The following is a 24545-nucleotide window of genomic DNA, read 5'->3' as shown; positions in this document are numbered from 1 at the left end:
GCCCGGCCGCCCGGGACGGCCGGCCTGGGGGATGGAGCGGATCGGCCGCCCCGGCGGTCGCGGGTTGTCCCCACGTACGCCGAGGCGGCCGATCGTCATGCCTGGTGCCCGCCGGCCCCCGTGAATGGTCTCACCGTGGCGCCGGGGCGGTTGGTCACTTGGTCGGCTGGGCCTTCGAGGTGACCGTGATGGTGCCGGCGGCGATGTCCGCCTTGAGCTTCTCGACCTCGGCCTTGAGGTCGGCCGGGACCTTGCTCTCGAACTCGTGGTACGGGGCGATCGAGACGCCGTTGTTGGCCAGGTTGCCGACGAAGCCCGGGGTGGCCTGGAGCTTCTCGCCACCGGCGGCCTTGAGCACGGCGTCCTTGACGGCGTCCGGGATGTTCTTCACCACGGTGGTCAGCAGCGCCGAGCAGTCCGGGGTGCTCTCGCAGCCGTCGACGTCGACCCAGACGACCGAGTACTTGCCGCCGGAGGCCTTGGCCGCGCCCGTGGTGCCGAGGCCCGCACCGCCGGCGACCGGCATGACGATGTCCGCGCCCTGGGCGACCAGCGCGTCGGAGACCTTCTTGCCCTCGTCCTGCTTCTGGAAGTCGTTGGTGAAGGAACCCTTCTGGGTCTCCTTGTTCCAACCCAGCACCTGGACGTTCTTGCTCTTGGTCTTGTTGTAGTGCGCCACGCCGTCGGCGAAGCCGTCCATGAAGATGGTGACCGGCGGGATCGGCAGGCCACCGTAGGTGCCGACCTTGCCGGTCTTGCTCATCCCGGCGGCCAGGTAACCGGCCTGGAAGGCGGCCTGGGCGGTGTCGAACTGCATCGGGTAGACGTTGGCGACGCCCGGGTTCGCGTCCACGATGCCGAACTGCTGGTTCGGGTTGGCCGCGGCGATCTTCTTGGTGGCGTCCTGCATCAGGCCACCGACGGCCAGGATGAAGTCGCACTTCTGGTTGACGTACCCGGTCAGGTTGACCTCGTAGTCCGCCTCGGCCTTGGACGCGACGTACTTGATGTCGATGTCCTTGTTCGCCTTCTGCGCCTCCTGGAGGCCCTTCCAGGCGGAGGTGTTGAAGGACTTGTCGTCGATGCCACCGACGTCGGTCACCATGCAGGCGCTGTACTTCTTGCCACCGGTGCCGCCGGCGTTGTTGTCGTCCTCGGGAGCCTCGCCACACGCGGCGGCGCCCAGCACGAGCCCACCCACCGCGAAGGCGGAGGCGATCCGCATCCCACGCACAGAGCGCAAGACGTCTCCTTCCCACTGCACACCGCGCCTCGTGCGGTGGCATGCCCTTGTACCGACGAGCGCTGTGCTGCCGGCTTCCCACGTTACGGACGGGAGCGTACGCCCGCGCCCACCCACCGGCCGCCAATCGTGCACGACTGTTGAACGCCTGTTATCCCGGCGTAACCCTGGGGTGGGGCAGATCACTCTGAGTGCTGGGAGGCGAACCACCGGGTGTCGGGAAGGTCCGGTTCACCGCCTCCCCGACGAGCCCTCGACGTCACCGCCAGAAGATCGCCACGGCGGCGTTGACCAGGGTCAACCCGACGAGCGCGAGGAAGTGCCCCCGGTTGACGGACTCCCGCTTGCGGGAGAAGAACACCATGACAAAGATCAGCAGGGCGAGCACCAACTTGGTAACAAGTTTCGCGGGTGCCGGCTCGTCGCCGTCGCGCAGCGGCGCGGAGAGGCCGATGCCGGTCAGCAGCCCGATCACCGAGCCCCAGAGCATGGCCGCGTTGATCCGCAGCCGACCGCTGACGTACTGGGCGATCGCGCCGCCGAGCAGCAGCGCGAACCCGATCAGATGGACGTACAGAAGTACCAGTCGGAGAGCTTCCACGCCGGCCATCCTCCCCTATCAACGACAGTTTGTAGTAGGGGGGCCCGCCGGGCGAGCTCATTCCGTGATCTCCGCGCCGCTCGCCGGGCGGCCTGGCCGCACCACACCAGGGCGGCCCCTACGCGCGTCCGGCGAGGCGCCACACCTGGAAGGTGGGGCCGTCGGCCGGGAGGGTGACGGTGCCGTCGCGGTCGGGGCGCAGCGCCGGGGCGCCGCCGTACGTGTTTTCCCCCGCCGGCAGCCCGGTCAGCCGGACCGGGGTGCCGGCCGCCCGGCGGGCCAGCACCAGCACGGTGCCGGTGGGGGCCTCGCGCAGGAAGACCAGGGTGTCCGGGTCGGCGTGCACCCGGCGCAGCCCGCCGTGGCGCAGCGCCGGCTCGGCCCGGCGCAGCGCGAGCAGCGCCCGGTACGCGGCGAAGGTCCGCCGGTCCCAGCTCTCCGGCCGGTGCCACGGCATCGGGGTCCGCGAGCCCTCGCCGTTGGCGCCGGTCAGCCCCAGTTCGTCCCCGGCGAAGACGACCGGGGTGCCCGGCATGGTGGCGAGCAGGCCCGCGGCGACCTCCTGCCGGGCCGCGTCACCGACCACGGTCCGGATCCGGGCCGAGTCGTGCGAACTGAGCAGCTGCCAGGAGTGCACGTACGACCGCCAGGAGATCAGCGAGCGGTAAATGTCCATGGTGGCCAGCACCGCGCCGGCGTCCCGCCGGAGCACCCCGCCGGGAGTGCCCAGGAAGTTCGGCAGCGGGTCGTCGCCGTGCCGCAGCCAGGACCAGACCGGGTCGGTGAAGCCGACGTAGTTCATCGTCCCGTGCCAGCCGTCGCGGTCCAGGTCGCCGGTGTGGTCGTGGCCGTGCTCGGCGAGCAGCAGCCCGTCGGGGCGGGTGTCGGCGACCACCTCGCGCAGCAGCCGCGCCACCTCGTGGGTGTACGCGTCCGCGCCGCGCCGGCCGGTCATGTTGGCCACGTCGACCCGCCAGCCGTCCAGCCCGTACGGCGGGCGCAGCCAGCGGCGCAGCAGCGAGTCGTCGGCCGTGGCGAAACGGCGGCGCAGCTCGGCGCTGCCCCAGTTGAGCTTCGGCAGCGACTTGACCCCGTTCCAGGACTCGTACTCGCCGGTGATCTCGTCGAAGTAGTACAGCTCGCGCTCGGCGGCGCGCACGTCCGAGGCGGCGGTGGTGAACCACTCGTGCGCGTCACCGGTGTGGTTGCTGGTGATGTCGCCGAGCAGCCGCCAGCCCCGGGCGTGGACCGCGTCGGCCAGCCGGGCCAGCGCGGCGTCCCCGCCGAGCAGCGGGTCGACCGTGTCGAAGCTGGCCGCGTCGTACCGGTGGTTGGAGCGGGCCGGGAAGATCGGGGTGAGGTAGACGGTGTTGACGCCGACGCGGTCCAGGTGGTCCAGCCGCTCGGTGACGCCGTCCAGGTCACCGCCGTAGAACTGGCGCGGCGTCTCCGGGCCGCTGCCGATCACCGGGGTGTCCCAGTCGCACGGGATGGCCCAGTCGGGGGCGGCGCGGCCGTCGGCGGCGGCGGAGCGGGCGAACCGGTCCGGGAAGATCTGGTAGATCACCGCGTCCCGGGCCCAGGCCGGCGGCGGGGCGTAGCTGACCAGCTTGAAGTCGCCGTTGTCGGGCACGTCGTGGTCGACCACGCCAGCGGCGTTGAGCCAGTGGTGACCCCTGGTCCCGGAGAGCAGGAAACGGTAGTTGCTGACCGGGTTGCGCACCTCGACGTCGGCTCGCCACCAGACCTCGCCGCCCTCGGTGCGGTCCACGGTCGCCTCGGCGAAGCGCGGCTCACCGTCCCCGGTGGTCCGAAGGTGCACCTGGCGCACGTCGGCACCCTCGGGCACCCGGACGAAGACCGGCACCTGCTGCCCGAGCGACGGCTCCTGCTCCGGGACGTAGGTGGCCGATCCGTCGTGGTGCGGCAACAGGGACATGACAGAACAACCCTTTCCGTACGTCGAAACGGGAGAGATGGGGCCCGCGACCGCTCCCGCGTACGTCGTCCCTACGCCCTCACCCCGTTTGCGGCGTGTCGCGGCTTCCCCGCCCGAGGACACCCCGACACACCGCAAACGGCGCCTCCCCCGCCCGGACCCGGGCCCGTCGCCCCAGCCCCCGCACGAACCCGGACCACTCAGCCCGTGTCGCGCGAAGAGCGGCCACCTATCCGATTCACCCTTTGACGGCGCCGGCGGTGAGGCCGGAGACGATGTAGCGCTGGAGCAGTTGGAACACCAGCACCGTGGGGATCGCGGTGAGCAGGGTGCCCGCCGCGAACATTCCGAAGTTGTTGTTGCGCTCCCCGGCGACCAGGCCGAACATGCCGACCGCGAGGGTCTTCGAGTCGGTGTTGGTGAGGAACACGTTGGCGAGGATGAACTCGTTGATCGAGCCGATGAAGGCGAGCAGCCCGGTCACCGCCAGGATCGGCGCCACCAGCGGCAGCATGATCCGGAAGAAGACCTGGGCGTGCGACGCGCCGTCCATGGTGGCCGACTCGTCGAGCTCCTTCGGCAGCGTGTCGAAGAAGCCCTTCATCAGCCAGGTGTTCGCCCCCAGCGCGCCACCCATGTAGAGCAGGAACAGGCCCCACGGGGTGTTGAAGCCGAGCGACGGCCACAGGTCGGTGACCGTGGTGAAGATCAGGAAGATCGCCACGATGGCCAGGAACTGCGGGAACATCTGGATCAGCAGCAGCGAGAGCAGGCCGACCCGGCGGCCGGCGAACCGCATCCGGGAGAACGCGTACGCGGCCAGCGCCGACAGGAAGATCGACGCGAAGCTGGCCACTCCGGCGAGCAGCAGCGAGTTCAGGAACCAGTGACCGAACGCCGTCCGGGAGAACAGGTTGGTGAAGTTCTCCAGCGACGCGCCGGTCGGCAGCAGCTCGGTGGAGGAGAGGGTGCCCAGCGGGTTGAGCGCGGCGGAGATGACGAACAGGATCGGGAAGAGGCTGAACGCCACCGCGAGCACCCCGACCAGGTGCCGCCAGCCGACCTGGGTGAACCAGCGGCCCTTCGACCTGCCCGGCGCGGCGCGGTTGGCGACGGGCGCCTCGGCGTGGGTGGTCATGAGTACACCTCCTCCTGCTTGCGGGTGCGCGAGAAGCTGACCGCGGACACGACGGCCACGATCGCGAAGATGAAGATCGAGACGGTGGCGGCCGTGCCGTACTCGGCGCCCTGCGCGCCGAAGGCCAGCCGGTAGGTGTACGTGATCAGCAGGTCGGTGGCGCCGCTGCGCGGGTTGTCCGCGGGGAACGGCCCGCCCTCGGTGGTGAACCAGATCGCGTTGATGTTGTTGAAGTTGTAGGCGAACGAGGCGATCAGCAGCGGCGAGATGGCCACCAGCAGCAGCGGCAGGGTGACCGCCTTGAACGACTGGAAGGAGCTCGCGCCGTCGACCGAGGTGGCCTCGGTCAGCTCCCGCGGGATGGCCTGGAGCGCGCCGGTGGCGACCAGGAACATGTACGGGTAGCCGAGCCAGAGCTGCACCAGCAGCACCGCGATCCGGGCGGACCAGGTCTCGCCGAACCAGTCGACGCCCAGCCCGAACAGGTTGTTGATCAGGCCGAAGTCGGTGTTGAACATGTCCCGCCAGACCAGCAGCATCGCGAACGACGGCATGGCGTACGGGAGGATCAGCAGCACCCGGTAGAGGTTGGTGCCGCGCATCCGGGGCGAGTGCAGGGCCAGCGCGATGGCCATGCCGAGCAGGAACGTGAAGCCGGTCGAGCCGATCGCGAAGGCGAAGTTCCAGACCAGCGTGCCGAAGAACGGGCCGGAGATGTTCGGGTCGGTCAGCACCCGGCTGAAGTTCTCCAGCCCGACGTTGACCTTCCAGCCCTGCGCGAGCCGCTCGCCGTCGGCGGCGACGAAGGAGCCGACCGACTCGTCGGCGGTCCAGGTTCTGCCGCTCTCGCTGTCCCTGATGCAGTCGCAGCCCTCGTCGTACGCGCGGACCGCCGTCCCCTCGTAGGCGCGGGACAGGCCGGCGGAGCGCAGCGCGCCGCCGGAGGTCGGCACCACCAGCTCGGTGATGTCCTTGCTGCGGGCGCTGGCCTGGCCGAAGTTCAGGATGGTGTAGCCCTCGGCGGCGGTGACCTTGCCGCCCGTCGCCACGGTGACCTGACCGGGGTCGAGCGCCCTGAGCCCCTCGGTGTCGCCGACCGAGACCGCGCCGGTCTTCGGGTCGGTGACCAGGAAGACCAGCGGCCCGGTGGCCGGGTCGCCCTTGGTGGCGACGGAGAGGGGGTACTGGGTGGAGCCGGGTACCTGCTTCACCGACGAGCTCTGGATGGCGACGATGGCGTCGGACTTCTCGCCGCGGTGACCGTCGCCGAAGTTCGTGAAGGCGGTGCTGGCGGTGTAGAGCACCGGGAAGACCTGGAACACGATCAGGAAGATGGTGCCCGGGATCAGGTACTTGGCCGGGATGTGCCGGGGAGTCAGGTAGAGGTAGAACAGGGCGACGGTGGTCGCCACCAGGATGGCCAGGCCGATCCAGAGCTTCGCCTCGATGAGCGGGAAGGCCGCCCAGATCGCGATCCCGGCCACCAGGCCGAGCAGGACCACCTTGACGACGAGGCCCGTCAGGGTGATCGGCGCGTGGTTCCGCGCGGTACGGGACTTGCGCGGGAGCCCGGAGCGGGCGGGCTCCCGGCCCGGGTTCTGCATGGCAGATCCCGGGCCGGACAGCGACGTGCTCATTACTTGATCTGGCCGGAGATCGTCTTGCCGGCACCGGTGATCGTCTTGGCCGGGTCGGCGCCACCGATGACGGCGGCCTGCGCCTTGCCGAACGGGTCCCAGATCGCGGCCATGGCCGGGATCGCCGGGAGCACCTGGCCGTTCTTGCCGGCCTCGGAGAACTTGGCCAGGTCCGGGTCGCTGCCCTTGACCTGGTCGAAGGCGGCGGTCAGCGCCGGCGGGCGCGGCTCGGCGTTGTACAGCGCCACGGCCAGCTCGGGGGTGGTGACGTAGTTGGTCACGAACTCCTGGGCCAGGGCCTTGTTCTTGCCCTTGGCGGCCACGTAGAAGGACTGCACGCCGACGAAGGGCGCGGCGTCCTTGCCACCGGCGAAGCCGGGGACCGGGGAGATGTCGTACTTGATGCCGGCCTTCTTGGCGTCGGCGATCGCCCAGGGGCCGGAGACCAGGTAGGCGCACTTCTTGCCGGTGAAGGTGGCGATGGAGTTCTCGGGGGTGATGGAGCGTTTCAGCGCACCCTCGCCCTTCTCACCGAGCTTCGCGATCTTCTGGAACGCCGCGATCGACTCCGGCTTGCCCACGCCCAGGTCCTTCGGGTCGTAGTCGCCATTGGCGGCGGTGCCGAAGAGGTAGCCGCCGGCCGAGCTGTACAGCGGATAGATGTGGTACGCGTCGCCGTTCTGCCCGGACTGGAGGCAGAGGATCTCGCTGGCCTTCTTCTCCGCCTTGAGCTTCTTGCCGGAGGCGACCAGGTCCTCGATCGTCTTCGGGGCCTCGGGGGCCAGCTCGGTGTTGCGGATCAGCGCGATGTTCTCCATGGCGTAGGGAACGCCGTAGAGCTGGCCGTTGAACGTGACGGCCTTGATGGCGGTCTCGTTGAAGGCGCTCTTCTGCTCGGCGGCGAGCTGGACCGGGTCGATGGCGCCGTTCTGCACCAGGTTGCCGATCCAGTCGTGCGCGCCGACCACGACGTCCGGGCCGCTGCCCTGCTGGGAGGCGGTGACGAAGTTGGTCTGGAGGTCCTTGGAGACGGCCTGCACCTCGACGGTGACGCCGTTCTCCTGGCCGAACTTGTCGCCGAAGGGCTTGAGGGCCGCGGCGCGCTTGTCGTCGGCCCAGATGACGAGCTTGCCGCTGGCGGCCTTGGGGGATTCCTTCGCGGCCGGCTCGTCCTTGCCGCTGTCACCGCAGCCGGCGGCGGCGAGCGCCAGACCGAGAACGGTGACCACACCCGCGGTACGGATGCGCATCGGTACTCCTGTCGTCATGGCGGCCCGCGGGGGGAAGGGCGGCCCGCCAGTGGAAACCTCTGAAAGTTCTTGCCCACCGGCGCCCGGGTACGGCGCCGCTGCTCTCGCATGTTGCGGGGACGTTAGCAAGAGGTTGCAGAGAATGGAAGAGCTTGCAGGACCGTACGCAAGAACTTGCCCGTGAGCTAAAGTGCCGCCATGCGCGCTCGACTGTCCGACATCGCCCAACAGGCCGAAGTCAGCGAGGCCACGGTGTCGCGGGTGCTCAACGACCGCCCCGGAGTGGCCCCCGAGACCCGGCAAGCCGTCCTGACCGCCCTCGACGTGCTCGGTTACGAGCGCCCCGCCCGGTTGCGCAAGCGCAGCGCCGGGCTGGTCGGCCTGGTCGTCCCGGAACTGGAGAACCCGATCTTCCCGGCGTTCGCCCAGGTCATCGAGTCGACGCTGGCGCAGAGCGGGTTCACCCCGGTGCTCTGCACGCAGACCCCCGGCGGGGTGACCGAGGACGAGTACGTCGAGATGCTGCTCGACCGCCAGGTCTCCGGGATCGTCTTCGTCTCCGGCCTGCACGCCGACACCGCGGCCAACCACGACCGGTACCGGGCACTGATCGCCCGCCCGCTCCCCATCGTCATGATCAACGGGTACGCGCCCGGGATCGCCGCGCCCTTCGTCTCCTGCGACGACGGTGAGGCCACCGAGCTCGCCATCGCCCACCTGGTCGCGCTCGGGCACCGCCGGATCGGCCTCATCACCGGCCCGGACCGGTTCGTGCCGGTGCAGCGCCGGGTCGGCGGCTTCCGGGCCGCGATGGCCCGGCTGACCGGCGCGACCGAGTCGGACCTCGACGAGCTCGCCGAGCTCTCCCTCTTCGGCGTCGAGGGCGGCGAGGCCGCCGCCGGCCGGCTGCTCGACCGCGGGGTCACCGGGATCGTCTGCGGCTCCGACCTGATGGCGCTCGGCGCGATCAGGTCGGCCCGGCAGCGCGGCCTCTCCGTCCCCGCCGACCTCTCCGTGGTCGGGTACGACGACTCCCCGCTGATGGCCTTCACCGACCCGCCGCTGACCACCATGCGCCAGCCGGTGGCCGCGATGGCGGTCGCCGCGGTGCGCGCCCTGGTCGACGAGATCAACGGGCACCCCGCGCCGCACTCGGAGTACCTGTTCCGCCCGGAACTGGTGGTCCGGGGCTCCACCGCGGTGGCCCGCGCGGCTGGCGCGACGCCCGTCGCCGGCGGCAAGAAGCGGCAGCGCCCGCAGCCTCCCGCCTTCGCCGTCCCCGCCTGACCGCCCCCGCCACCCCGCCCGCGGCCGTCGGGACGGGTCCGCCCCGGACCGTCCCATGCCGCGACGCGGTGGGCCCGGCAACGCCTTCGCGCCGGCCCGCGTCGCCCGGCCGTCGCGCGGCCGGACCGTCGCGCGTGGCCGGGCCATCGCGTGGCCGGGCCATCGCGTGGCCGGACCGACGCGTGGCCGGACCGACGCGTGGCCGGGCTCAGTCGTCGACGACGACCGAGGCCATCGCCCGGACGCTTTGGAGCTGATGACGCAAACGACTCACCCAAGGGCTCGCCAGGTGAGTCGCTGACGTCATCAGCTCCAAAGGGCCGTTGCGGGCCGGGTGGGGTCGGGGCGGACAGCGCTCCGCGCCGATGCGGACCGTCCCGCCATGTGGCGACGGCGGCGTGCCCCCGCCAGTGGGTCCGCCCCGACCCGGGAGGGGACGTCCGGCGGGCAGGCGCCCCGAGGGATCGGCGACGGGTTCGACCTGACCGGGACGCCGACCGGCACACCCGCCGAGGACCGGCGTCCCGAGCAGTGGGACGGGCCGGCACCTCACGCTATCCTGGCCGAGGGCGACGGACGTCATTTCTTGCGCAAGGATTGCTTGACTCTTGCAGCGCTTGGGCGTCATTCTGCTCTGACACCCGCGCCATCACCCACGCCGCGCGAGGCCGCCGTCCCGCGCCACAGAACGGGGATCGTCACCGATGACCGCCACCACCCCCACGCCGCTGACCTCCGACGACGACTGGTGGCGTTCCGCGGTCGTCTACCAGGTCTACGTCCGCAGCTTCGCCGACGCCAACGGTGACGGCGTCGGCGACCTGCAGGGCATCCGGGAGCGCCTGCCGTATCTTCGCGAGCTCGGCGTCGATGCGCTCTGGCTGACCCCCTTCTACACGTCGCCGCAGGTCGACGCCGGGTACGACGTCGCCGACTACCGCGACGTGGACCCGCTCTTCGGCTCGCTCGCCGACTTCGACGCCATGATCGCCGGTGCGCACGACCTCGGCCTGCGGATCATCGTGGACCTGGTGCCGAACCACACCTCCAGCGCGCACCCCTGGTTCCAGGCCGCGCTGGCCGCCGCCCCCGGCTCGCCGGAGCGGGAGCGCTACCTCTTCGCCGACGGCAAGGGCGCCCACGGGGAGCTGCCGCCGAACGACTGGGAGAGCATCTTCGGCGGCCCGGCCTGGACCCGGGTGCCGGACGGCCAGTGGTACCTGCACCTGTTCGACCCGGCCCAGCCCGACCTGAACTGGCGGCACCCCGAGGTGCGCGCCGAGTTCGAGGACGTCCTCCGCTTCTGGCTCGACCGGGGCGTGGACGGATTCCGGATCGACGTGGCGCACGGCATGATCAAGGCCGAGGGACTGCCGGACGTCGGATTCAGCACCATGACCACCGGCCAGCGTCAGGTGGAACTGCTCGGCAAGGGTCGGCTGCCCTACTTCGACCAGGACGAGGTGCACGACATCTACCGCGCCTGGCGGCCGATCCTGGACAGCTACCCGGGCGGCCGGATGGCGGTCGCCGAGGCGTGGGCCGAGACCCCGCAGCGGCTGGCCCGCTACATCGGCCCGGACGAGCTGCACCAGGCGTTCAGCTTCGACTTCCTCGACGCCACCTGGTCGGCCGACTCGTTCCGCAAGGTCATCGACACCGCGCTGGCCGAGTCGACCATCGTCGGCGCTCCGACCACCTGGGTGCTCTCCAACCACGACCGGCAGCGGCACGTCACCCGGTACGGCGACGGCGAGGTCGGGCTGCGCCGGGCCCGGGCGGCCGCCCTGCTGATGCTCTCCCTGCCCGGCTGCGCCTACGTCTACCAGGGCGAGGAGCTGGGTCTGCCGGAGGTGCTGGACCTCCCGGACGAGCTGCGCCAGGACCCGGCGTTCCTGCGTACCGGTGAGAGCCGCGACGGTTGCCGGGTGCCGATCCCGTGGAGCGGCGAGCTGGCCCCGTACGGCTTCGGGCCGCACGGCAGCGAGCTGAGCTGGCTGCCGGCCCCGGCGACCTGGCGTGCCCTCTCGGTGGCCGCGCAGACCGGCGTCGCCGGCTCGACGCTGGAGCTGTACCGCGCCGCGCTGCGGATCCGCCGCGAGCACCCGGCGCTGGCCGGCACGGCCGGCGGGGTGACCTGGCTGGAGGCCGGGCCCGGCCTGCTGGCCTTCACCCGCAGTGGCGGCGACACCACGCTGACCTGCGTGGTGAACATCAGCGGCGCCCCGGCCCGCGTCGAGGGGTACGGGCGGCCGCTGGTCGCCAGCGAGGAACTCACCGAGCAGGGGTCCGGTCACCTCCTGCCGGTCGACTGTGCCGCGTGGTTCGAACGGCCCTGAGCCGGGTAACCCGCCATCGACCTGGTCGTCCGTTGTGCCCCGCGCCGACGGGCGACTGGGCTGCCGACCCCTTGTGGTGGGGGGTGAGGTGGCACCGGCGCCTCGGGGTTCGCCCCGGGGCGCCGGTGTCCGTTCCGGGTCAGCGGCCCTTGCGCCGCAGCACCTCCGCGATCCGCTCGAAGCCGGCCCGCAGCTCCTCCTCGCTGGGCGCCGGCTGCTTCGCGACCGGCTGCTCCGTCCGCGCGGCCGCCTGCTCCAGCTCCTCGTCGAGCACGTCCTCGAAGTCGCCGTAGAGGTCGGACTCGTCGATCCGGGCCGCCTCGTCGGCGGCGGCGAGCTGCGCGGCGGCGATCTCCCCGCGCACCTCCTCGGCCGACAGCGCCGGCACCAGCGGCTCGACCACCGCCATCAGCTGCTCCTCGGCCACCACCGCCTCGGCCAGGGCCAGCGCGTGCGGGCGCTCGTACGGGCCGCAGACCACCGGCTCCCACTCCGCCGGGTCGCCGAGCGGGCCGAACGTGATGATCCACGGCAGGCCGAGCATCGGCGAGTCGTCCGGCAGGTCCAGCGTCACGAGTGCCCCCACCGGATCATCATGGCCGGTCGCGGCGGAGACGTGAGTGGCATTTGCGGCAACTGCCGGTTCCCGCATCGTCGGTTTCCCGACCTCTGTCCCGGGTCGCGCCGCTCAGCCGGGGCGGGCGGCGGCCAGAGCGGCGCGGACCAGGGCCAGCGCCTCGTCCGGCGGCACGCCGAGCCGGAGCGCCTCGTCGGCGTACCGGGTTGCCGAACGCTGCAACCGGTCCACCGCGTCGTCGCGGCCCGGGGCGACGAACGTCCCGTGCCGGCCCCGGGTCTCGAGCAGACCGGCCGCCTCCAGCTCCCGGTACGCCCGGGCCACCGTGTTCACCGCCAGCCCCAGTTCGCCGGCGAACTGCCGCACCGGCGGCAGCCGGGTGCCCACCGCCAGCCGTCCCTCGCCGATCATCGCGGCCAACTGGCCGCGCACCTGCTCGTACGGGGGCGTCGCCGCACCCGGGTCGATCTCGATCAGCACGTCAACCCGCCCCTCCCGGCGTACCCGGATCGGTCTCCTCGTCGACCTCGAGGTCGAGGTCCGCCGGGGCGGGCCCCTCGGCCAGGTCGACCACCCGCCCGTACCGGCTGGTCGCGGCGAGCGCGGCGCCGAAGAGCACCAGCTGGTTGAGCAGGTACAGGTAGAGCAGCACGGCCACCGCGCCGGTGACCACGGTGTACGCCGGGTTCCGCTCGGTCCGCACGATGTAGTACCGCCCGACGGTGTTGAGCAGGGTGATCCCCACCGCGACGAAGAGCACCACCGGGCGCAGCCGGCGCCGGCTCATCCGCAGCCGGGGCACCGCGACCAGCAGCGCGGTCGCGAGCACGGCGTTGACCAGCACGCTGAGCACCGCGCTGACAGCGGTCAGGGTGCCCGATCCGGTGGCCCGCATCAGGAAGCGCAGCAGCGACTCCAGGGTGTCCACCGCGGCCACCGAGAGGCCGAGCATCACGAAGACCAGCAGCAGCACCCCGAGGTCGACCAGCCGGCGCACCACCAGGTTGCCCGGCTGCTGGTTGAAGCCGTACATCAGCCGCTGGGAGGAGCGGATCGCCTCCACCCAGCCGATCCCGGTGAGGACCAGGATGACCAGTCCGATCACGCCGACCGCATTGCTGCTCTCGGCGATCTGCCCCGGATCGAGGAACGGGAGGTTCTCCTTCAGGAAGTCGGCCGCCGCGTCGCTGACCTCGTCGTTCTCCTCGAGGATCGCCCCGAAGACCGAGTACGCGACCAGGGCGAGCGCGAAGACGGCGAAGAACCCGTAGTAGGCGATCGCCGCGGCGAGCCGCCCGCCCAGCACGTCGGCGTAGAGGTCCACCGCCCGCCACAGGTGGTCGAAGCCAGGCCAGCGGTGCCGGGCCGCGGCCAACCGACGATCGATGCCGGCCGTCAGCCGGCCCCACGCGTCCACCACGTCATCCTCGCCGATCTCTGGTCGCCGGCTGCGGGTGGGCGGCCACCGGCCGGGCTCAGCCGCCGAGCCGGAAGTCCCGGCGCGGCTGCCACCGGGTCTCACCACTGTGGGAGAAGAGGGTGAAGCCCTCCACCTCGAACATCGCCGAGAAGTCGGCCAGGTCCTCGTACGCCCGGTCCAGCGCCTCGGGGGCGACGTCCTGAGCGACCGTGACGTGCGGATGGTACGGGAAGCGGGTCTCCCGGTGCAGCTCCGGCGCGGCGTTGATGGCGGCGGCGAGCAGTTCGCACTCGCTGATCCCGGCCGCCACCGCCACGAAGACCACCTGAGTCACCGGGCGGAAGGTGCCGGTGCCGCGCAGGTGCAGGGTGAACGGCAGGTGGGCGGCGGCGACCCGGGTCAGGTGGGACTCGACCGCCGGCATCGCCGCCACCGGGATCTCGGTGGGCCCGAGCAGCGTCACGTGCGCCGGGACCACCTGCGGGTCCCCGGCCTGCATCCGGCGCCGGGTGAGCATGCCGCCCCACGGCTCCGGGATGTCCACCGCGATCCCGATCTGGATGGTGCCACCGGCCCCCGGCGCCCCGTCCCTGCGATCCACGCTCGCCGCCACCCCTCCGGCCACCGACTCCACCCGCACCCGTCGACCCGGACCGCTACTCGGAGCGGACGGGCGGGAAGAACCCGATCCGCTCGTACGCCGCACGCAACGTCGGCGCGGCCACCGCGCGGGCCTTCTCCGCGCCGGCGGCGAGGAGCTTGTCGAGCTGGGCGGGGTCGTCCAGGTAGCCGCGGGTGCGCTCCTGGATCGGGGTGACGAAGTCCCGGACCACCTCGGCGAGCTCCTTCTTGAGGTCGCCGTAACCCCGGCCGGCGTACGCGGCCACCAGGTCGTCGATGCTCCGGCCGCTCAGCGCCGAGTAGATGGTCAGCAGGTTGGAGATGCCCGGCTTGGTCCCGGTGTCGAAGACGATCTCACGGCCGGTGTCGGTGACCGCCGAGCGGATCTTCTTGGCCGAGCGGGCCGGGTCCTCCAGCAGGTCGATGATGCCGGCCGGGGAGGAGGACGACTTCGACATCTTGGCCGTCGGGTCCTGCAGGTCGGTGATCTTGGCAGTGTCCTTGACGATGTGCGGCGCGGGCACCGTGAAGGTCGGGCCGAACAGCGAGTTGAACCGCTGGGCCAGGTCGCGGGAGAGCTCCAGGTGCTGGCGCTGGTCCTCGCCGACCGGCACCGCGTTGGCCTGGTAGAGCAGGATGTCCGCGGCCTGGAGGATCGGGTAGGTGAAGAGGCCGACGCTGGCCCGCTCGCTGCCCTGCTTCTGCGACTTGTCCTTGAACTGGGTCATCCGGCTGGCCTCGCCGAAACCGGTGATGCAGCCGAGCACCCAGGCCAGCTGCGAGTGCTCGGGCACCTGCGACTGGATGAACAGGGTGCTGCGGTCCGGGTCCAGACCGACCGCGAAGAGCTGCGCGGCGGCCACCCGGGAGCGCTGCCGGAGCACCTTCGGGTCGTGCCCCGCGGTGATGGCGTGCAGGTCGACCACGCAGTAGAACGCGTCGTGGGTCTCCTGCAACGCCACCCAGTGCCGCACCGCGCCCAGGTAGTTGCCGAGGTGGAACGAGTCGGCCGTCGGCTGGATGCCGGAGAAGACGCGCGGGCGGGCGGGAACGTCGGACATGACGGCAATTCTGTCAGCACCGCCGGGCGTACGTCATGACGGGCCGGCGGGTCGGCTCGCCGCCGGCCCGGCCGGAGCGGTGACCTCGCGGCGCTGTTCGGGCAGGCGCGCCGTGGAGACCGCGATCCGGGACACCCGGCGCCCCTCCAGGGCCAGCACCCGCAGCAACCAGCCACCGCCGGGCCCCTCGGACTCCGCCCCGTCGGCCACGGTCACCGGCACCTCGTCGCCGGCCACCGGCAGCCGGCCCAGCGCCGCCATCACGAAGCCACCGACCGTCTCGTACGGCCCGGCCGGCAGCACCACCCCGGTCCGTTCGGCGAAGTCGGCCAGGTTGAGCCGCCCGTCCACCACGGCGGGCAGGCCGGCCAGCACCGGCTCGGGCGGTCCGTCGTGCTCGTCGTGGATCTCCCCGACCAGCTCCTCGATCAGGTCCTCGCAGGTGACGATGCCCGCCGTGCCGCCGTACTCGTCGACCACCACGGCCAGGTGGTGCCCCTCGCGGCGCATCTCGGTGAGCGCGGCGAGCACCCGTTTGCTGCCGGGCAGCCGCTTCACCTCGCGGGTCAGCTCACCCACCCGGGCGCACGGGTCGGCATCGGGGCGGAGCAGCACGTCGCGCAGATGCACGAAGCCGACCACGTCGTCGTGGGTGCCGTCGATCACCGGGTAGCGGGTGTGGGTCTCGGCCCGGACCACCCGCTGCGCCTCGGCGATGCTCAGCCCGGCGGAGAGGAAGACCACCTCGGTGCGGGGCATCATCACCTCGCGGACCAGGCTCGCGCCGGCGACCAGCACCTCGTGGATGATCCGCCGCTCGTCGGGATCGAGCACGGTGTTGGCCGCGACCAGGTCGCGCAGCTCGTCCTCGCTGATCCGTTCCCGGCCGGCGACCGGGCTGGCGCCGAGCAGGTCGGTGACGAGCCGGGTGGCCCCGTCGGCGGCGCGGACCACGAGCCGGGCGACGCTGCGGGCGACCGGTCCGGGCGCGCGTCGGGTGCGCGTGGACGCTCGTCTCCGGAGCCCGGGGCCGGCCGCCTCCCGCATGCAAGTGATGGTAGAGCGGCGACCGCCGGCAGGCCGTCGATGTTTGGATCTGTTCAATCATGAAGGTTTGTGATGGAATAGTGGAGGTAGCGACGCGAAGCGCAGGCACCGCGTCCGGCCGTAGGGTGATCACGACAGCCGCGGCGGGACGCGGCCAGGCAGGAGGACCCGACGTGAAACTGCTCGTCACCGGCGGCGCCGGCTTCATCGGCAGCGTGGTGACCCGGCTGCTGCTCGACAACGGCCACGACGTGACGGTCCTGGACGACCTGCGCACCGGGCACCGGGAGGCGCTCGCACCGGAGGCGACCCACGTCGACCTGCCCGTGCACGAGGCCGCCCGGATCCTCACCCCGGAGGCGGGCTTCGACGGCGTGCTGCACTTCGCCGCGCTGATCGCCGCCGGCGAGTCGATGGTCAAGCCGGAGCTGTACTGGCACGGCAACACGGTCAGCTCGATCGCCCTGATCGACGCCGTCCGCGCGGCCCGGGTGCCCCGGCTGGTCTTCTCCTCCACCGCCGCCGTCTACGGCAACCCGACCGAGCTGCCCATCCCGGAGACCGCGGTCAAGGCTCCCACCAACACGTACGGCGCCACCAAGCTCGCCGTCGACATGGCGCTCACCTCCGAGGCGATCGCCCACGACCTGGCCGCCGTCTCGCTGCGCTACTTCAACGTCGCCGGGGCGTACCTGCGCGACGACGTCGCGATCGGCGAGCGGCACGACCCCGAGACCCACCTGATCCCGATCGCGCTGGACGTCGCCGCCGGACGGCGGGAGAAGCTCCAGCTCTTCGGCGACGACTACCCCACCGTCGACGGCACCTGCGTGCGCGACTACATCCACGTCGAGGACCTGGCCCGGGCCCACCTGCTGGCACTCACCGCCGCCGTACCGGGCCGACACCGGATCTACAACCTCGGCAACGGCAACGGCTTCACCAACCGCCAGGTCGTCGACGTGGTCCGCGAGGTCACCGGGCACCCGCTGCCGGTGGAGGTCGCGCCGCGCCGCGAGGGCGACCCGGCCGAGCTGGTCGCCTCCTCGGCGCTGGCCCGCGAGGAGCTGGGCTGGACGCCGGAGAAGCCCACCCTGCACGACATGGTGACCGACGCCTGGGCCTTCTACCGCACGCACATCCTGGAGCAGTCGTGACCGACGTCGCCGCACGCGCCACCGCCGGCTTCCGCGCCGCCCACGGGACCGAGCCGACGGGCCGCTGGGCGGCCCCCGGGCGGGTCAACCTGATCGGCGAGCACACCGACTACAACGACGGCTTCGTGCTCCCCTTCGCCCTGCCGCTGCGGACCGTCGCCGCCGCCGGGCCGCAGGACGGCGAGCGCTGGACCGTCTCGTCGGAGCTCTCCGACTCCGCCGTCTCGTTCGACGCCGGCGACCTCGCCTCCCCGGGCCGCGTCACCGACTGGGCGGCGTACGTCGCGGGAGTGGTGTGGTCACTGCGTGAGGCCGGGCACCGGGTGCCCGGGGCGCGGATCGCGATCGCCTCCGACGTGCCGCTCGGCTCCGGGCTCTCCTCGTCGGCCGCGCTGGAGGCGGCGGTGCTCGCCGCCCTGGTCGACCTGGGCGGGCTGGACCTCCCCGCCGACCGGCAGCCCCGGCTGGCCCAGCGCGCCGAGAACGACTACGTCGGCGCGCCGACCGGGATCATGGACCAGTCGGCGGTGATCCGCTGCCGGGCGGGGCACGCCCTCTTCCTCGACTGCCGCGACGAGTCGATCGAGCACATCCCGTTCGACCTCGACGCCGCCGGCCTGGCCGTGCTGGTCATCGACAGCCGCGCCCCGCACCGGCACGCCGACGGCGAGTACGCCTCCCGCCGCGCGTCCTGCGAGCGGGCGGCGTCCCGGCTCGGGGTGCCGGCGCTGCGGGACGTGGCCGTCGCCGACCTCGACGACGCCCTGGCCCGGCTCGACGACGACGAGACCCGCCGCCGGGTCCGGCACGTCGTCACCGAGGACCAGCGGGTGCTCGACACCGTCGAGCTGCTGCGCGCCGGCCGGGTACGCGAGATCGGCCCGCTGCTCACCGAATCGCACATCTCGATGCGCGACGACTTCGAGATCACCGTGCCGGAGATCGACACCGCGGTCGAGGCGGCGCTGGCGGCCGGGGCGCTGGGTGCCCGGATGACCGGCGGCGGCTTCGGCGGCTGCGTCCTCGCCCTCGTCGACGCGGACCGGGCCGACGCCGTCGCCGCGGCCGTGACCTCCGCGTACGCCGAGCGCGGCTTCGCCGCCCCCGGCACCCTGACGGTCCTGCCGGCCGCCGGCGCCACCCGCCTGGACTGAGGGACCGCGCGCCCCGCCCGCACGATCACGCGATTGCCTGGATGTGGTGGCCTCGAAGAGCGTTCGAGGCCACTACATCCTGGATCGAGCGCGATCATCGACGCGCCCGGAGCGGCTCGGTGCGGGGTTACTGGGCCTCGACGATCATCGCGGCGCCGACCGTGCGGTTGGTGGTCTCGTCGATGATGACGAAGCCGCCGGTGGTCCGGTTGCGGCGGTACTCGTCGGCCAGCAGCGGCACCGTGGTCCGCAGCCGCACCCGGCCGATCTCGTTGAGCTTCAACTCGCCGGCCGCCTCGTCCCGGTGCAGGGTGTTGATGTCCAACCGGTAGTGCAGCCCGCGCACGATCGCCCGCGCCGAACGCGTGGTGTGCTTGATCGCGTATTTGCCGCCGACCTGGAGCGGGCGGGTCTCGTCCATCCAGCAGACCATCGCCTCGATGTCCTGCGACACCGCCGGCGCGTTGTTCGGCCGGCAGATCAGGTCGCCGCGGGAGATGTCGATCTCGTCCTCCAGGCGGACGGTGACCGACATCGGCGGGAACGCCTCGGCCACCGGGCCGTCCGCCGTCTCCACCGAGGAGATCCGGCTGGTGAAGCCGGACGGCAGCACCATCACCTCGTCGCCCGGCTTGAGCACGCCCGAGGCCACCTGACCGGCGTAGCCGCGGTAGTCGGTGACGGTGGTCGACTGCGGGCGGATCACGTACTGCACCGGGAACCGGACGTCCACCAGGTTGCGGTCGCTGGCGATGTGCACCCGCTCCAGGTGGTGCAGCAGCGACGGCCCCTCGTACCAGGGCATGTTCTCCGACCGCGAGACGATGTTGTCGCCCTTGAGCGCGGAGATCGGCACCACGGTCAGGTCCGGCACGTCGAGCTTCGCGGCGAACGCGGTGAACTCGTCGGCGATCCGGTCGAAGACCTCCTGCGAGAAGTCCACCAGGTCCATCTTGTTGACACAGAGGACCAGGTGCGGCACCCGCAGCAGCGAGCAGAGGAAGGCGTGCCGGCGGGACTGCTCGACCAGGCCCTTGCGGGCGTCCACCAGGATCAGCGCCAGGTCGGCGGTGGAGGCGCCGGTGACCATGTTCCGGGTGTACTGGATGTGCCCCGGGGTGTCGGCGATGATGAACTTCCGCCGCGGCGTGGCGAAGTAGCGGTACGCCACGTCGATGGTGATGCCCTGCTCCCGCTCGGCGCGCAGGCCGTCGGTGAGCAGCGCCAGGTTGGTGTACTCGTCGCCGCGGGCCGCGCTGACCGCCTCGACGGCGGCCAACTGGTCGGTGAAGAGCGACTTCGTGTCGTAGAGCAGGCGGCCGATCAGGGTCGACTTGCCGTCGTCCACGCTGCCGGCGGTGGCGAAGCGGAGCAGGTCCATCGGCCGGACCTCCGGCCCGCCCCCGGAGGCGGCGCGGCTGTCCGCCGCACCTCCGGCGATCGTCTCGGTGGTCATCAGAAGTAGCCCTCCCGCTTGCGGTCCTCCATGGCGGCCTCGCTGACCCGGTCGTCGCCGCGGGTCGCGCCGCGCTCGGTGATCCGCGTCGCGGCCACCTCCTCGATCACCTTCTCCACCGTGTCGGCGTCCGAACGGACCGCCGCGGTGCACGAGGCGTCGCCCACCGTGCGGTAGCGCACCTGGGCCTTGAGCCGCTCCTCCCCCGCCCGGGGGTGGAAGAACTCGTTGACCGCGTAGAGCATGCCGTCCCGCTCCACCACCTCGCGCTCGTGCGCGTAGTAGATCGACGGCAGCGGGATGCGCTCCCGGGCGATGTAGTGCCAGACGTCCAGCTCGGTCCAGTTCGACAGGGGGAAGACCCGGATCGACTCACCGGGGTGGTGCCGCCCGTTGTACAGCGACCACAGCTCCGGCCGCTGGTTCTTCGGGTCCCACTGGCCGAACTCGTCGCGGAAGCTGAACACCCGCTCCTTGGCGCGCGCCTTCTCCTCGTCCCGCCGGGCCCCGCCGAAGAGGGCGTCGAAGCGGTGCTTCTCCACGGCGTCGAGCAGCACCGGGGTCTGGATCCGGTTGCGCGTGCCGTCACCGGACTCCCGGACCATGCCGCTGGCCAGGGCCTCCGGCACGCTCGCCACGATCAGTTGCAGGCCCAGCTCGGCTACCCGCTGGTCCCGGTATTCGAGCACCTCGGGGAAGTTGTGCCCGGTGTCGACGTGCATCACCGGGAACGGAATGTTGGCCGGTGCGAACGCCTTCTGGGCCAGCCGGAGCATCACGATCGAGTCCTTGCCACCGGAGAAGAGCAGCACCGGGCGCTCCATCTCGGCCACCACCTCGCGCATCACGAAGATGCTCTCCGCCTCCAGGGCGTCGAGGTGGGAGACCTGGTAGAAGCGGGCGGGGGCGGTCATGACACGGGCTCGATCGGGGCGGATCCGCACATGGATTCCAGACCTTTCCGGTCGGACAAATCAAGAACTGGCGCTCAGGCTACCCGGAATGCCTCTGCAGCGCTGCAAGCAACCGGCTGGCGAGATCCTTGCGGCAGACCAGCAGGTCGGGCAGGCGCGGATCCGCCTCGTTGTATTTCAGCGCAGAACCATCGATCCGGGAAGCGTGCAGTCCGGTGGCCGTCGCCACAGCCACCGGCGCCGCCGAGTCCCACTCGTACTGACCGCCCGCGTGGATGTAGGCGTCCACCTCACCGGTGACCACCGCGGCGATCTTCGCCCCCGCCGACCCCATCGGCACCAGCTGCGCGCCCACGTCGTCGGCCAGGTCGGTCAGGAAGACCGGGGGCCGGCTCCGGCTCACCGCCAACCGGATCGTCCGCCCGCCCCCGGCCGTCGCCGCCTCCAGCGTCATCGGCGGGTACCCCGGCGGGTAGTCCGTGCCCAGCACCCGGTGCTGCGCCGGCAACCCCACCGCCCCCGCCACCAGGCCGTGCGGGGTCGGCGCGCTGCGCGCCCAGAGCGCCACGTGCACCGCCCAGTCCGCGCGCCCCTCCTCGGAGAACTCGCGGGTGCCGTCCAGCGGGTCGATGATCCACACCCGGTCGGCGGTCAGCCGGGGCACCGCCCCCGCGTTCACCTCCGCCGCCCAGGCCAGCCGCGAACCCTCGTCCTCCTCGGAGAGCACCGCGTCGCCCGGCCGCCACCGCGCCAGCTCGGTACGGATCAGGTCGTGCGAGACCTTGTCCCCCGCCGACTTCAACGCGCCCGCATCGGCGAACCCCAGCTCCGAACGGAGCTCCAGCAACGCCTGCCCGGCCCGGGCCGCCAGCCACCGGGCGAACGCGCCGTCGATCATCGGAGGACTGCCCACGTCTTCGCTCCCGTCGCCTCGCCACGACCCGCGCTGGTCACGCCGGCCAGGTAGGCGCAGATTACCGGCCCCGCCAGCTTTTCCCGAGCACCGCCTACGCCCCGTGGTACGCGTTCTGCGTCGGCTCCACACCCTTGGTGACCACCGACTCCACCACGTCCGCCGCCCGGTCCACCAGGAAATCCAACTCCTTGCGCTCCGCGCCGCCGAAATCCGACAGCACGTAGTCCGCCGGGTCCTGCCGCCCCGGCGGCCGGCCGATGCCGAACCGGACCCGGACGTACTCCTTCGTCCCCAGCGACTTCGACATCGAGCGCAAGCCGTTGTGCCCGCCCTCGCCCCCGCCGATCTTGACGCGCAGCTGCCCGTACGGGATGTCCAGCTCGTCGTGTACGGCGACCACCCGCTCCGGCGGCACCTTGAAGAACTGCGCCAGGCTCGCCACCGGCCCGCCGGAGAGGTTCATGTACGTCAACGGCTTGATCAGCACCAGCTTCGGACCACCGAAGCCCAGCCGCCCCTCGGCGACGTCCGCGACCGCCCGCTTGTGCCGGCCGAACTTCGCGCCCGTCCGCCCCGCCAGCAGGTCGGCGACCATGAAGCCGACGTTGTGCCGGTTACCGGCGTACTCCCGGCCCGGATTGCCCAGGCCGACCACCAGCCACGGCCCCGCCTCGTCCGTCACGTTCCGCCCCTCCCGCTCGCCGCCATCCGTGCCCCGATACGCCGACAGGCGCCCCCACCGTGCGGGGACGCCTGTCGCAATGCTGCGAACCGATCAGGCCTGGGCCTTCGCCTCGGCGGTCTCCTGGCCGGCGGTCGGAGCACCGGACTCGGCACCCTCGGACGCCTCGGCGGTCGCCTCGCCGACGCCGGCCTCGGCCTCGGCGTCGGCCTGCTCGGCCTCGGGCATGGTCGCCTCGAGCTGCTCGGCGGTCGGGGCGGCGGTCACCGAGGCGACCGTCTGGTCCGCGTCGGCGGCCAGCTCGACGCCGGCCGGCAGCTGCACGTCGGCGGCGGTCACCTGGGTGCCGGCCTCCATGCCCTCGATCGAGGCCTCCAGGTGGTCCGGCACCTTGGTGGCGTCGGCGGTCACCGAGAGGGTGTCGTGGTCGTGCACGATCAGGGTGTTCCGCGCGGCCTCACCGGTCAGCTGGACCGGGACCTCGACGGTGACCTTCTCGCCGCGGCGGACCAGCAGCAGGTCCACGTGCTCGAAGGTGTCCTTGATCGGGTCACGCTGGATCGCCTTCGGCAGCGCCAGCACCTGGGTGCCGTCGCTCACCTCGATCGCGAAGAGCTGGTTGGCGCCGCCCTTGCGGATCGCCGCGGCGAACTCGCGGGACGGCAGCGCGATGTGCTTCGGCTTCTCGCCGTGGCCGTACAGCACGGCGGGCACCTTGCCGGCCCGGCGGGTACGGCGGGCACCACCCTTGCCGAACTCGGTGCGGGGCTCGGCGCTGATCTTTACCTCGGACACGGGGAAACTCCTGATGCTTTTCGCGGCGGCGGGTTGTCGACTGGCGGTGCTGGGCGAGGGGCTCGCTGGGGCTCATGCGTCATGAACGACTGCCCGGAGCACCGCGTCGATGACGGTGCCTCCGTGCGGCGCTCTTTCAGCGGCCCGCCGGGCACCCTCGCCGTGGCAACCGTGCCAGTCTACCCGAGCCGGATCAGAGCTTTCGGGCAGTCCCCACTATCACCGTCGCGGCCCGTCCGCAGGCCGAAGCGGGAAGGCCGGGACGCCCACGCGCCCCGGCCCACCGGTCAGCTCAGGCCGCCGAAGAGGGTCGTCACCGAACCGTCGTCGAAGACCTCACGGATCGCCCGCGCCAGCAGCGGCGCGATCGACAGCACGGTGAGCTTGTCGAGCTGCTTCTCGGGCGGGAGCGGCAGCGTGTTGGTCACGACGATCTCGCTGATCGGGCTGTTCTTCAGCCGCTCGGTCGCCGGGTCCGACAGCAGCGCGTGGGTGGAGGCGACCACGATCTCGGCCGCGCCCGACTCCTTGAGGATGTCGGCGGCCTTGGTGATCGTGCCACCGGTGTCGATCATGTCGTCGACGATCAGGCAGACCCGACCCTCGACCTCACCGACCACCCGGTTCGCCACCACCTGGTTGGGCTTGAGCGGGTCCCGGGTCTTGTGGATGAACGCCAGCGGGCAGCCGCCCAGCCGGTCGGTCCAGCGCTCGGCCACCCGCACGCGGCCGGAGTCCGGCGCCACCACGGTCATCGGCCGGCCGGCGTACTTGTGCTCCACGTACTCGGCCAGCACGTCCATGGCGAAGAGGTGGTCCACCGGGCCGTCGAAGAAGCCCTGGATCTGCGCGGTGTGCAGGTCGACCGTGAGGATCCGGTTCGCGCCGGCGGTCTTCAGCAGGTCGGCCACCAGCCGCGCCGAGATCGGCTCCCGACCGCGGTGCTTCTTGTCCTGCCGGGCGTACGGGTAGAACGGCAGCACCACGGTGATCCGCTTGGCCGAGCCCCGCTTCAACGCGTCGATCATGATCAGGGTCTCCATGACCCAGGTGTTGACCCCGTGCGTCACGGACTGCACCACGAAGGCGTCCGAGCCACGTACCGAGTCCTTGAACCGTACGAAGATCTCGCCGTTGGCGAACTCGTACGCGTCGGAGGGGGTCGGCGCGACGCCGAGCACCTCACCGATCTCCTTGGCCAACTCCGGAAAGCCACGTCCGGAAAAGAGCATCAGGCTCTTGCGGTTTTCGGCGACGATGCTGCCCATGGGCCCGTCTGCTCCCGTTGGTCGGTGGTTCCCGGCGGCGGTG

At 71.7% G+C, this 24545-nt stretch carries 22 protein-coding genes; 4 read left to right on the top strand and 18 right to left on the bottom strand.

Annotated features, from left to right (window positions below; translation table 11 throughout):
• Nucleotides 1-154 precede the first annotated feature (154 nt).
• From V6U79_RS16980 to V6U79_RS16955, 6 genes are all read right to left on the bottom strand, one after another.
• Nucleotides 155-1225 (bottom strand): BMP family lipoprotein, encoded by a 1071-nt coding sequence (locus V6U79_RS16980; protein WP_334523478.1) that lies wholly within the window; start codon nucleotides 1223-1225, stop codon nucleotides 155-157.
• A gap of 277 nt (nucleotides 1226-1502) precedes the next feature.
• Nucleotides 1503-1844: a hypothetical protein gene (locus tag V6U79_RS16975; protein ID WP_334523336.1), complete on the bottom strand. Its 342-nt coding sequence runs from the start codon at nucleotides 1842-1844 to the stop codon at nucleotides 1503-1505.
• A gap of 118 nt (nucleotides 1845-1962) precedes the next feature.
• Complete coding sequence (locus tag V6U79_RS16970) at nucleotides 1963-3783, bottom strand: glycoside hydrolase family 13 protein (RefSeq protein ID WP_334615181.1); 1821 nt, start codon at nucleotides 3781-3783, stop codon at nucleotides 1963-1965.
• 238 nt (nucleotides 3784-4021) lie between these two features.
• Nucleotides 4022-4921: a sugar ABC transporter permease gene (locus V6U79_RS16965; protein ID WP_334523331.1), complete on the bottom strand. Its 900-nt coding sequence runs from the start codon at nucleotides 4919-4921 to the stop codon at nucleotides 4022-4024.
• Nucleotides 4918-6558, bottom strand: coding sequence for an ABC transporter permease subunit (locus V6U79_RS16960; RefSeq protein ID WP_334615180.1), 1641 nt, complete (start codon nucleotides 6556-6558; stop codon nucleotides 4918-4920). The genes V6U79_RS16965 and V6U79_RS16960 overlap by 4 nt, the downstream gene beginning before the upstream one ends.
• Nucleotides 6558-7808 carry a sugar ABC transporter substrate-binding protein gene (locus V6U79_RS16955; RefSeq protein ID WP_334615179.1) on the bottom strand — a complete coding sequence of 417 codons (1251 nt, stop codon included), beginning with the start codon at nucleotides 7806-7808 and terminating at the stop codon, nucleotides 6558-6560. Before V6U79_RS16955 ends, V6U79_RS16960 begins: the two co-directional genes overlap by 1 nt.
• Nucleotides 7809-8006: 198 nt before the next feature.
• On the opposite strand from V6U79_RS16955, the gene V6U79_RS16950 reads away from it, so the two are divergent.
• Nucleotides 8007-9095 carry a LacI family DNA-binding transcriptional regulator gene (locus V6U79_RS16950; protein WP_334615178.1) on the top strand — a complete coding sequence of 363 codons (1089 nt, stop codon included), beginning with the start codon at nucleotides 8007-8009 and terminating at the stop codon, nucleotides 9093-9095.
• A gap of 704 nt (nucleotides 9096-9799) precedes the next feature.
• Nucleotides 9800-11434: a glycoside hydrolase family 13 protein gene (locus V6U79_RS16945; protein ID WP_334523320.1), complete on the top strand. Its 1635-nt coding sequence runs from the start codon at nucleotides 9800-9802 to the stop codon at nucleotides 11432-11434.
• Between the two features lie 139 nt (nucleotides 11435-11573).
• Here the strand turns inward: V6U79_RS16945 and V6U79_RS16940 are convergent, their stop codons facing one another.
• The 6 genes from V6U79_RS16940 to V6U79_RS16915 all read right to left on the bottom strand — a co-directional run bounded on the left by V6U79_RS16940 (nucleotide 11574) and on the right by V6U79_RS16915 (nucleotide 16160).
• Entirely contained in the window at nucleotides 11574-12020 is a 447-nt protein-coding gene (locus V6U79_RS16940; RefSeq protein WP_334523317.1) for a hypothetical protein, read from the bottom strand.
• Nucleotides 12021-12122: 102 nt separating this feature from the next.
• The gene (locus V6U79_RS16935; protein ID WP_334523315.1) at nucleotides 12123-12491 is read right to left on the bottom strand and encodes a GntR family transcriptional regulator; all 369 of its coding nucleotides are present in this window, start codon (nucleotides 12489-12491) and stop codon (nucleotides 12123-12125) included.
• A 1-nt stretch (nucleotide 12492) separates the two neighbouring features.
• The gene (locus tag V6U79_RS16930; protein ID WP_334523312.1) at nucleotides 12493-13428 is read right to left on the bottom strand and encodes a YhjD/YihY/BrkB family envelope integrity protein; all 936 of its coding nucleotides are present in this window, start codon (nucleotides 13426-13428) and stop codon (nucleotides 12493-12495) included.
• A 58-nt stretch (nucleotides 13429-13486) separates the two neighbouring features.
• On the bottom strand, nucleotides 13487-14065 hold the full coding sequence (locus V6U79_RS16925) for a 2'-5' RNA ligase family protein (RefSeq protein WP_334523476.1): 579 nt from the start codon (nucleotides 14063-14065) through the stop codon (nucleotides 13487-13489).
• Between the two features lie 22 nt (nucleotides 14066-14087).
• Nucleotides 14088-15113 (bottom strand): tryptophan--tRNA ligase, encoded by a 1026-nt coding sequence (trpS, locus tag V6U79_RS16920; protein ID WP_334523309.1) that lies wholly within the window; start codon nucleotides 15111-15113, stop codon nucleotides 14088-14090.
• 33 nt (nucleotides 15114-15146) lie between these two features.
• On the bottom strand, nucleotides 15147-16160 hold the full coding sequence (locus tag V6U79_RS16915) for a hemolysin family protein (RefSeq protein ID WP_334523306.1): 1014 nt from the start codon (nucleotides 16158-16160) through the stop codon (nucleotides 15147-15149).
• A gap of 173 nt (nucleotides 16161-16333) precedes the next feature.
• Between V6U79_RS16915 and galE the strand changes: the two genes are divergently transcribed.
• Together galE and galK are read left to right on the top strand one after the other, a co-directional pair.
• On the top strand, nucleotides 16334-17317 hold the full coding sequence (galE, locus tag V6U79_RS16910; RefSeq protein ID WP_334615177.1) for a UDP-glucose 4-epimerase GalE: 984 nt from the start codon (nucleotides 16334-16336) through the stop codon (nucleotides 17315-17317).
• Nucleotides 17314-18471: a galactokinase gene (galK, locus tag V6U79_RS16905; RefSeq protein ID WP_334523302.1), complete on the top strand. Its 1158-nt coding sequence runs from the start codon at nucleotides 17314-17316 to the stop codon at nucleotides 18469-18471. Before galE ends, galK begins: the two co-directional genes overlap by 4 nt.
• A 127-nt stretch (nucleotides 18472-18598) precedes the next feature.
• On the opposite strand, the gene cysN is transcribed toward galK, so the two are convergent.
• From cysN to V6U79_RS16875, 6 genes are all read right to left on the bottom strand, one after another.
• Nucleotides 18599-19927 (bottom strand): sulfate adenylyltransferase subunit CysN, encoded by a 1329-nt coding sequence (cysN, locus tag V6U79_RS16900; protein ID WP_334523299.1) that lies wholly within the window; start codon nucleotides 19925-19927, stop codon nucleotides 18599-18601.
• A complete protein-coding gene (gene cysD / locus V6U79_RS16895) occupies nucleotides 19927-20841 on the bottom strand; it encodes a sulfate adenylyltransferase subunit CysD (RefSeq protein ID WP_334523297.1) in 915 nt (304 codons plus the stop codon). Before cysD ends, cysN begins: the two co-directional genes overlap by 1 nt.
• Before the next feature lie 79 nt (nucleotides 20842-20920).
• A complete protein-coding gene (locus V6U79_RS16890; protein WP_334523473.1) occupies nucleotides 20921-21739 on the bottom strand; it encodes an inositol monophosphatase family protein in 819 nt (272 codons plus the stop codon).
• 109 nt (nucleotides 21740-21848) lie between these two features.
• On the bottom strand, nucleotides 21849-22439 hold the full coding sequence (gene pth, locus V6U79_RS16885; protein WP_334615176.1) for an aminoacyl-tRNA hydrolase: 591 nt from the start codon (nucleotides 22437-22439) through the stop codon (nucleotides 21849-21851).
• 93 nt (nucleotides 22440-22532) lie between these two features.
• Nucleotides 22533-23234 (bottom strand): 50S ribosomal protein L25/general stress protein Ctc, encoded by a 702-nt coding sequence (locus V6U79_RS16880; RefSeq protein ID WP_334615175.1) that lies wholly within the window; start codon nucleotides 23232-23234, stop codon nucleotides 22533-22535.
• Between the two features lie 287 nt (nucleotides 23235-23521).
• Nucleotides 23522-24502 (bottom strand): ribose-phosphate diphosphokinase, encoded by a 981-nt coding sequence (locus tag V6U79_RS16875; RefSeq protein ID WP_334451417.1) that lies wholly within the window; start codon nucleotides 24500-24502, stop codon nucleotides 23522-23524.
• Between the last annotated feature and the right edge of the window lie 43 nt (nucleotides 24503-24545).

It is taken from the genome of Micromonospora psammae, assembly GCF_036902725.1.
GTDB lineage: Bacteria > Actinomycetota > Actinomycetes > Mycobacteriales > Micromonosporaceae > Micromonospora.
The sequence above is the reverse complement of the archived record's forward strand: the minus strand, read 5'-3'. Positions and strand labels throughout refer to the sequence as shown.